This window comes from Cellulomonas septica (assembly GCF_012396155.1).
Lineage (GTDB): Bacteria > Actinomycetota > Actinomycetes > Actinomycetales > Cellulomonadaceae > Cellulomonas > Cellulomonas septica.
Genome location: NZ_JAAXOY010000102.1, coordinates 1 through 7,940, shown reverse-complemented (window position 1 = coordinate 7,940; position 7,940 = coordinate 1). Strand labels below are relative to the sequence as shown.

Sequence of the window (7,940 nt, the reverse complement as noted above, 5' to 3'; positions counted from 1 at the left end):
ACCTGCGCCGGTGGACGCCGGAGGGTCTCGCGGCGGCGATCTCGTCGGTCGCGCAGGCGGACGCCGAGGTGAAGGGCGAGGGTCGCGACCCGCGGTTCGCCGTCGAGCGCGCCGTCCTCCGCGTGGCGGCGTCGTCCGGCACCGCCTGACGTGCCTTCCTGCACCGCGTGACGCGCGCCGTCACCACCCGACGTGTCGTCCGAGGCCGCCTGCCGCGTCGCGCGACACCGCGTGGAGGCCCCCGGGACCGCCGGATGCTGCACGTCGGCGCAGTCGCGTCACCCGGTTGCCGTCGTGCCCGTCACCCGGATGCCGCCGGGCAACCGTCCGTCCGGCCCGGCGGCAGGCTGCCTGACGTCGACGCGTCGCTGTGACCCGCCTCGAGGGTGCGCGGCGCCGACCGAGGGCCGACGCGGGCGTGGGGGGAGGTCACAGCGTGAGCGTGACCGCCCGCCCGAGCGCGTCGCCCTGGAGCAGGCCGAACCCGAGCTCGACGCACCGGGCGCGCCGTGCGCTGCTGGAGACGCGTTCCGCGACGAGCCGCGCGCCGAAGGCCCGCGCGACGCGGACGAGCTCGTCGCCACCGGTCTCGAGGTCGCGGCAGTCGATCTTGACGTAGTCGGCGTACCGGAGCATGGCGAGCTGGTCGCGTGACGCGACGAAGTCGTCGAGGGCGATGCGGTAGCCGGCGGCGCGCAGCCGGAGCAGCCCGTCGAGCACGTCGGGTCCCGCCTCGACGCTCTCGACGACCTCGATGACGAGCCGCCCGGCGGAGGGCGGCAACGGCAGGTCACGGACGAGGAAGGACCGGGTGACGTTGACGAACGCGAGCGCGTCGCCGGGCGGGGGGCCGTCGTGGAAGAGGGCCGTGAGCACGGCGGTGGTCGCGCCGTCCTGGAGGTGTGCGCTCCACCGGTCGACCCCGACGGGCAGGCCCGCCGACGACCGGTAGAGGTACTCGTGACCGTGCAGTCGTCCGGACGTCGTCCAGATCGGCTGCCGGGCGACCGGCAGGTGCGGCGGTGCGCTCGGCGACGGCGCGGGCATGGTCACGTCTCATGAGAGGGCGGCTCCGCCCGATCATGACGCGGTTCTGCCATTCCTGTGACAGGTCTCACGTGCGGCTGTCACCGAGGCGGGCCGTCCGGGCCCGGGAACGCTCCCGTCAGTGGCTGACGGGGCGGGCGCCGGCGCGGTCGAGGACACCGGCCCGCTCGAGGAGGTTGCCCTGGAACAGCGAGAAGCCGAGGTCGCGTGCGTACCGCAGGGTGTCGGCGTTCTCGACGTACTCGGCGACGAGCAGCGCGCCGTACGAGCGCGCGAGGTCGACGACGGGGTGGCCCTCGACGTCGAGGTCGCGGACGTCGATCTTCACGAAGTCGGCGTGGGGGAGCAGGCGCCGCTGGTCGGCGTTGCTGACGAACCCGGGGACCGCGATGCGGAACCCCTCCTCCCGCAGGCGACGGACGCCCGCGAGGACCGCGGAGTCGACGTTCACGGTGTCGGTGATCTCGATGACCAGGCGGTCGGGCCGGCGCGGGACGGCGAGGTCGCCGATGAGGTAGGCGCGCGGGCAGCGGACGAACAGGAGGCGCCCGTGGGCGACGTGCTCGAGGTCGGCGCGGCCGAACGTGGCGCCGAGCACGTGGGCCGTCGCGCGCTCGTGCTGGTAGGTGCTCCAGGAGTGCGCGGTCTGTGTGTGCTGACCGGGTGCGCGGTACGACAGCTGGTAGGCGAACGGGCGGCCGTGGGTCGAGAAGATGCCCTGGCGGGCGACCAGCACGGGCTCGCGTCCGACGCGCCGCTCCCACTCGTCGCGGAGCGAGTCAGGGATCGCAGCCTCGACGGCTGCGGCGAGCCGCGCGATACGCCCGTCGACGTCGTCCGGTGTCATGGCATCTATGACACCACAACTCCCGGCCTGTGAACCGCTCGTACGCGGGTGGATTTCTCGGGAGGTCGCGTGCAGGCGCACGATCGCGGCGTGCGCGCGCGGAACTTCACCCGCTGTGCTGAATCGAGGGGAACGGGAGACAGCACACCGTCCAGGCCGTCATCATTACGGTGACCACGTCCGTGCATTGCTTGACAGGAGCTTCACCATGCCTCGTCCCCTCTCGTCCGCCCTCGCGATCGTCGCGGTGCTGGCCACGCTCGGTTTCGGTGCCGGTACGGCCCTCGCCGACGACACCGTCATCACGCCGTTCTCGGGTGGCGCGACCGGCTGCTGCCGCCAGATCGTCTGACCTCTGCACCACCGGGCGAGGGCCCGGGTGCCGACGCCCCGCGGGACGCCTCCCTGACGTGGCGGGACGACACCCGGGTACTCGCCGGGCAGAGGGTGATGCAATCGGCGACCGTCACACATACAATGACTTCCCATGACGACCATTGCTGACCGGGTACGCGAGGCCCGGCTCGCCGCTGGGCTCTCGCAGACGGCGCTCGCCGGGTCGGCCTTCTCGCCCAGCTACATCTCGCTGATCGAGGCCGGGCACCGGGAACCGACCGACTCCGCGCTCGCTGTGCTGGCCTCCAGGCTCGGGACGACCCTCGAGTACCTGCGCCACGGCGAGGACGGACCGAACGAGGCGCGGACCCGCCTCGAGATCGACTACGCACGTCTGGACCTCACGCAGGGCGACGCAGCCGGAGCGCTGCGCCGGCTCAAGGCGCTGGACCTCGACGTCGTCACCCCCTCGCTGCGCGTCATGGCGCTCAGCGAGATGGCCCGCGCGCACGAGGCGGTCGGCGAGCTGGAGGAGTCCGTCGCGATCCTCGAGCCGCTCGTCGCCGACGCCCGCGCCCGCCACCACCACGTCGAGGCGGCGACGCTCGCCACGGCGCTCGTGGCGTCCTACCTCGAGGCCGGCGACCTGCACCGCAGCGTCGAGGTCGGCGAGCGCGTGCTCGTGGACCTCGAGGAGGCGGACCTGCTCGGCACCGACGAGCAGCTGCGCCTCGCGTCCACGGTGCTGTGGGCCTACGTCGAGCGCGGTGACCTGCTCTACTCGACGCACCGCGCGGCGGAGCTCATCGCGCTCGCGGAGTCGCAGGGCAGCCCGCGCGGCCGGGGCAGCGTCTACTGGAACGCCGCGCTCGTCGCCGAGCAGCGTCGCGACTACGAGCTGGCCCAGCGGTACACCGAGCGCGCGCTCGCGCTGCTCTCGGAGGGCGAGCCGGACCGCGACCTGCCGCGTCTGCGTCTCAACTACGCGTGGCTCCTGCTGCGCTCGGAGCCGGCCCAGCCGCGCGAGGCGCTCGAGCACATCGAGCGCGCCGCCCCCGACCTGGCCGTGCTGGGGTCGGAGATCGAGCTCGCACGCCTCGACGTCGAGCGGTCCCGCGCGCACCTGCTGCTCGGCGACCTGGCGACGGCCGAGTCGTTCGTCAAGGCCGCGCTCGACCGGCTGGGCGACCCGCCGCGCATCGAGACCGCCATCGCCCAGCTGTCGTACGGCGACGTGCTCTACGCGCGCGGCGACAACGACGGGGCCGCGAAGGCGTACCGGTGGGCCGCGGACATGCTCGGCATGATGCAGGCGTCGCGGCAGTCCGCGGCGGCGTGGCGCGACCTCGGCGACCGCTTCCTGCGTCAGGGCGACGCCGCGGCAGCCGCCCAGGCGTTCGACCGCGCGCTGCGCGAGGCAGGCTTCCGGCCCTCCGTCCCTCTCAGCAGCTGGGAGACCTGGTCGCTGACCTGACGGATGCCGGAGACAGGTGAAGGCGTCACCCCGCAGGGGGGGTGACGCCTTCACTTATGCCCGCCGGCGATCGGGCGGGCGGTGGCGACGGGCGCGTGCGGCACCGGGCGCGGCCGCCGCTCGTCGGGGACGACGAGGGCGCCACCCGCGGGTGACGCGTCCGACGGTTCCCGGAGACGACGAAGGCGCCACCCGAGGGTGACGCCTGTCGTGGTGCGAGGGCAGGTGCCCCCGCGAGGTGCCTCAGAGCGCGGCGACGGTCTTGGCGAGCGCCGACTTCTTGTTGGCGGCCTGGTTGGCGTGGATGACGCCCTTCGAGACGGCCTTGTCGAGCTTGCGCGAGGCGGCGGCGAGCGCGGTCGACGCGGCCTCCTTGTCGCCACCGGCGACGGCCTCGCGGACGCGACGCACGTGCGTCTTGAGCTCGGACTTGACCGCCTTGTTGCGCAGGCGGGCCTTCTCGTTCGTCTTGATGCGCTTGATCTGGGACTTGATGTTGGCCACGTGAGAACTCTCTGGTGTGTTCGCCGAAGCGATCTGACAGGTCGTAGAGGGCGCGCACAGCTCCGGGACTGGGGCGTGGGGACACCCGCGGAGAGGAGCTGGGCTTGTGCCCGCCGACCCGGGCGGACACGCAACTCACAATCTTAGCAGGTCACCCGGGACCCCCCAGATCCGCGTCAGCGCGACCGGCGGACCTCGGCGGCGGCCCGGGTCACCGCGTCGAAGACGGCCCGGTCGAGGACCGCGCCCTCACGGCGCACCGCCGACCGCTCGAGGCGGATCACGCGGTCGAGCCGCACCTCGCTGGGCCGGTGCTGCGCGTCCCACGCGCCGGTGCCGACGTCCATCCAGACCCGTCCCCAGCGTGCCTCGTCGGCCGCGTCGCGGTCGTGGTCCTTGCTCGTCATGGTGAGCCCGAGCAGCGTGGTGCCGTCGCGCCCGATCAGGAGCACCGGTCGGTCCTTTCCGCGTGCGGGGTCCTCCTCGTACGGCACCCACGCCCAGACGACCTCGCCGGGGTCGGGCTCGCCGTCCAGCCGGGGCGTGTACTCGACGCGCGGCCCGGAGGGCGCGGGAGCCGGACGGGACCGCCCCCGCGTGGTCGGCCGCGCGTCGCCGACGACCCCGCCCGGGGAGCGCGGGACGCTCGTGCGGCCTCGGCCGGGGAGCAGCGCACCGAGCCGGCGGAGGGCGGACCCGAGGCGGCGGGAGGTCGTCACGGGCCCGACGGTACCGGCTCGTCGGCCGGTCGTCCGGGGGCGCGGGGGCGCCGGTCGCACGTAACGCGACGTTGACACGGGAGGGCTACTGTCGCGCCCATGGCGGACCTCTTCGACGACTACCCGACGGGGGCGGCCTGGGACGAGATGATCGACCCCGAGACCGGCGGCTCCCGCGCGGCGTACCGGCACCTGCACGCGGCGCTCGCCCAGCTCTCGGCCGGTGAGCTGCGCGGACGCGCGGACACGCTCGCGCGGTCGTACCTGGCGCAGGGCGTGACCTTCGACTTCGCGGGCGAGGAGCGGCCCTTCCCGCTCGACGTCGTCCCGCGGGTCGTCGCGGGCGAGGAGTGGGAGCACGTCGCGCCGGGCGTCGCGCAGCGCGTGCGGGCGCTCGAGGCGTTCCTCGCCGACGTCTACGGGCCGCAGCGCGCCATCGCCGACGGCGTCGTGCCGCGGTCGGTCGTCGTGTCGTCCGAGCACTTCCACCGCGCGGCGCGGGGGATCCAGCCGCCCAACGGCGTGCGCGTGCACGTCTCGGGCATCGACCTCGTCCGCGACGGGCAGGGCGACTGGCGGGTGCTCGAGGACAACGTCCGCGTGCCGAGCGGCGTGAGCTACGTGCTGTCGAACCGGCGCGCGATGGCGCAGACGTTCCCCGAGCTGTTCGCGGCGCTGCGGATCCGCCCGGTCGTCGACTACCCGCGGCGGCTGCTCGCGGCGCTCACGGCGGCGGCGCCCGCGGGTGTCGACGACCCGACCGTCGTCGTCCTGACGCCCGGTGTCTTCAACTCCGCGTACTTCGAGCACGCGCTGCTCGCGCGGACCATGGGGGTCGAGCTCGTCGAGGGGCGCGACCTGTTCTGTGCGGCCGGTCGCGTCTGGATGCGGACGACGCAGGGGCGCCGCCGCGTCGACGTCATCTACCGACGGGTCGACGACGAGTTCCTCGACCCGGTGTCGTTCCGGTCGGACTCGCTGCTCGGCAGCCCGGGCCTCATGACGTGCGCGCGCAACGGCACGGTCACGCTCGCGAACGCGGTCGGCAACGGCGTCGCCGACGACAAGCTCGTCTACACCTACGTGCCCGACCTCATCCGCTACTACCTGGGCGAGGAGCCCGTGCTGCCGAACGTCGACACGTGGCGGCTCGAGGACCCGGGCGCGCTCGAGGAGGTGCTCGACCGGCTCGACGAGCTCGTCGTGAAGCCCGTCGCGGGCTCGGGCGGCAAGGGGCTCGTCGTCGGGCCCGCCGCGAGCCGGGCGGAGCTGGCCGAGCTGCGGACGCGGCTGGTCGAGGACCCGCGCGGGTGGATCGCGCAGCCCGTCGTGCAGCTGTCGACGATCCCGACGCTCGTCGAGGACGGCCTGCGTCCCCGGCACACCGACCTGCGCCCGTTCGCGGTCAACGACGGCGACGCGGTGTGGGTGCTGCCCGGTGGCCTGACGCGGGTCGCGCTGCCCGAGGGGCAGCTCGTCGTGAACTCGTCGCAGGGCGGTGGGTCGAAGGACACGTGGGTGCTCGGCGGCGCCGTGCCGCGCCGCGCTCCGCAGCCGTCGTCCGGCCTGCCGCAGCCGGTGCCGCTCGACGCGGCCGTGCCGATCGACGCGAACCCGAGCGACGTGCGCGTGCAGGTCATGCAGCAGCAGCAGTCGCGGACCGTCGACGGAGGTGCCCCGTGCTGAGCCGCATCGCCGAGTCGCTGTTCTGGATCGGCCGGTACGTCGAGCGCGCCGACGACACCGCACGCCTGCTCGACGTGCACGTGCAGATCCTGCTCGAGGACCCGTGGGCGGAGGAGGACCTCGCGTGCCGGTCGCTGCTGTCCGTCATGGACCGCACCGCGCCGCCGCCGCACGTCGAGGTCGGCCGCGAGCACGTGCTCGACGTGCTCGCCTACGACCGGTTCGCGCCGTCGGCCATCGCCGGCTCGCTCGTCGCCGCCCGGGAGAACGCCCGACGTGCGCGCGAGATCATCTCGACCGAGCTGTGGGAGTGCCTCAACACGACGTGGAACCAGCTGCCGTCGCACATGCGGCCCGCGCGCCCGCACGACTACTTCACGTGGGTGCGGGAGAGGGCCGCGGTCGTCGCCGGGATCATGGACTCCGCGACGTCGCGCGACGAGACCTGGGCGTTCATGGTGCTCGGGAGGTCGATCGAGCGCGCCGACATGACAGCCCGGCTGCTCACGACGCGCGCGCTCGCGGGGTCCGCGGGCCCGAGCTGGACGACGCTGCTGCGCTCCTGCGGCGCGCACGAGGCGTTCCTGCGGACCTACCGCGGCACGGCGTCCGACGAGCGCGCGGCCGGGTTCCTGCTGCTCGACCGGCTGTTCCCGCGGTCCATCGTCTTCGCGCTCAACCAGGCGGAGGAGTGCCTCGCGGCGCTCGAGCCGGTGACCGACCGGGCGACGGTCGACGAGGCGCGGCGGCACATCGGGTACGTCCGGACGAACCTCGAGTACCGGCCGCTGGTCGACGTGCTCGACGCGCTGCCGAAGGAGATGGAGCAGGTGCAGCGGGCGTGCTCGGCGGCGTCGGACGCGATCCGCGGCCGCTACTTCCCGTCCGGTGCCGCGACGACGTGGGTGGGGGAGGCTCTCTGATGGCGCGGCTCCGGGTGGTCCACACGTCGACGTTCCGGTACGCCGGGCCGGTCGCGGCGTCGTACAACGAGGCGCGCATGACGCCGCTGTCGCAGGTCGGGCAGACGGTCGTCGAGACGCGCCTCGAGGTGAAGCCGCACACGTGGTGGCACGAGTACCGGGACTACTGGGGCAGCGCGGTCACGGCGTTCGAGGTGCTCGCGCCGCACGAGTCGCTCGTCATCACCGCGGAGCACCTGGTCGACGTCGCGGAGCGCGTCCCGGGACGCGCGCCGGTCGGCTGGGACGTCCTGCGCGGCCCCGAGCTGCGCGACCGGCTCGCGGAGTTCCTCGCGGACACGCCGACGACGGAGCCGCCCGACGAGGTCGTCGCGCTCGCGCACGCGGCCGCGGACGGCCTGGAG

Annotated in this window: 9 protein-coding genes and 1 pseudogene; 6 read left to right on the top strand and 4 right to left on the bottom strand. The window is 73.9% G+C overall.

The annotated features are described in order from the left end of the window. Positions 1-149, top strand: a pseudogene (locus tag HGA02_RS20810) (DNA polymerase III subunit delta); the annotation flags it as partial. A gap of 280 nt (positions 150-429) precedes the next feature. Here the strand turns inward: HGA02_RS20810 and HGA02_RS06065 are convergent. Together HGA02_RS06065 and HGA02_RS06060 are read right to left on the bottom strand one after the other, a co-directional pair. After that, the gene (locus HGA02_RS06065; RefSeq protein ID WP_168678249.1) at positions 430-1,047 is read right to left on the bottom strand and encodes an EAL domain-containing protein; all 618 of its coding nucleotides are present in this window, start codon (positions 1,045-1,047) and stop codon (positions 430-432) included. Positions 1,048-1,165: 118 nt separating this feature from the next. After that, complete coding sequence (locus tag HGA02_RS06060; protein WP_124343139.1) at positions 1,166-1,894, bottom strand: EAL domain-containing protein; 729 nt, start codon at positions 1,892-1,894, stop codon at positions 1,166-1,168. 208 nt (positions 1,895-2,102) lie between these two features. On the opposite strand from HGA02_RS06060, the gene HGA02_RS06055 reads away from it, so the two are divergent. After that, positions 2,103-2,246 carry a hypothetical protein gene (locus HGA02_RS06055; RefSeq protein ID WP_168678248.1) on the top strand — a complete coding sequence of 48 codons (144 nt, stop codon included), beginning with the start codon at positions 2,103-2,105 and terminating at the stop codon, positions 2,244-2,246. A 135-nt stretch (positions 2,247-2,381) separates the two neighbouring features. Then, positions 2,382-3,704 (top strand): helix-turn-helix domain-containing protein, encoded by a 1,323-nt coding sequence (locus HGA02_RS06050; protein ID WP_124343140.1) that lies wholly within the window; start codon positions 2,382-2,384, stop codon positions 3,702-3,704. Between the two features lie 243 nt (positions 3,705-3,947). Here HGA02_RS06050 and rpsT read toward each other — a convergent pair whose 3' ends face one another. Beyond that, positions 3,948-4,208, bottom strand: coding sequence for a 30S ribosomal protein S20 (gene rpsT, locus HGA02_RS06045; RefSeq protein WP_124343141.1), 261 nt, complete (start codon positions 4,206-4,208; stop codon positions 3,948-3,950). 176 nt (positions 4,209-4,384) lie between these two features. After that, positions 4,385-4,927 carry a type II toxin-antitoxin system PemK/MazF family toxin gene (locus tag HGA02_RS06040; RefSeq protein ID WP_343035310.1) on the bottom strand — a complete coding sequence of 181 codons (543 nt, stop codon included), beginning with the start codon at positions 4,925-4,927 and terminating at the stop codon, positions 4,385-4,387. 99 nt (positions 4,928-5,026) lie between these two features. On the opposite strand from HGA02_RS06040, the gene HGA02_RS06035 reads away from it, so the two are divergent. The 3 genes from HGA02_RS06035 to HGA02_RS06025 all read left to right on the top strand — a co-directional run. Next, a complete protein-coding gene (locus HGA02_RS06035) occupies positions 5,027-6,613 on the top strand; it encodes a circularly permuted type 2 ATP-grasp protein (RefSeq protein WP_168678247.1) in 1,587 nt (528 codons plus the stop codon). Continuing rightward, positions 6,607-7,536: an alpha-E domain-containing protein gene (locus tag HGA02_RS06030; RefSeq protein ID WP_168678246.1), complete on the top strand. Its 930-nt coding sequence runs from the start codon at positions 6,607-6,609 to the stop codon at positions 7,534-7,536. Before HGA02_RS06035 ends, HGA02_RS06030 begins: the two co-directional genes overlap by 7 nt. Beyond that, a partial coding sequence (locus HGA02_RS06025) for a transglutaminase N-terminal domain-containing protein (RefSeq protein WP_281357115.1) occupies positions 7,536-7,940 on the top strand: 405 nt, incomplete at its 3' end. The genes HGA02_RS06030 and HGA02_RS06025, both read left to right, overlap by 1 nt.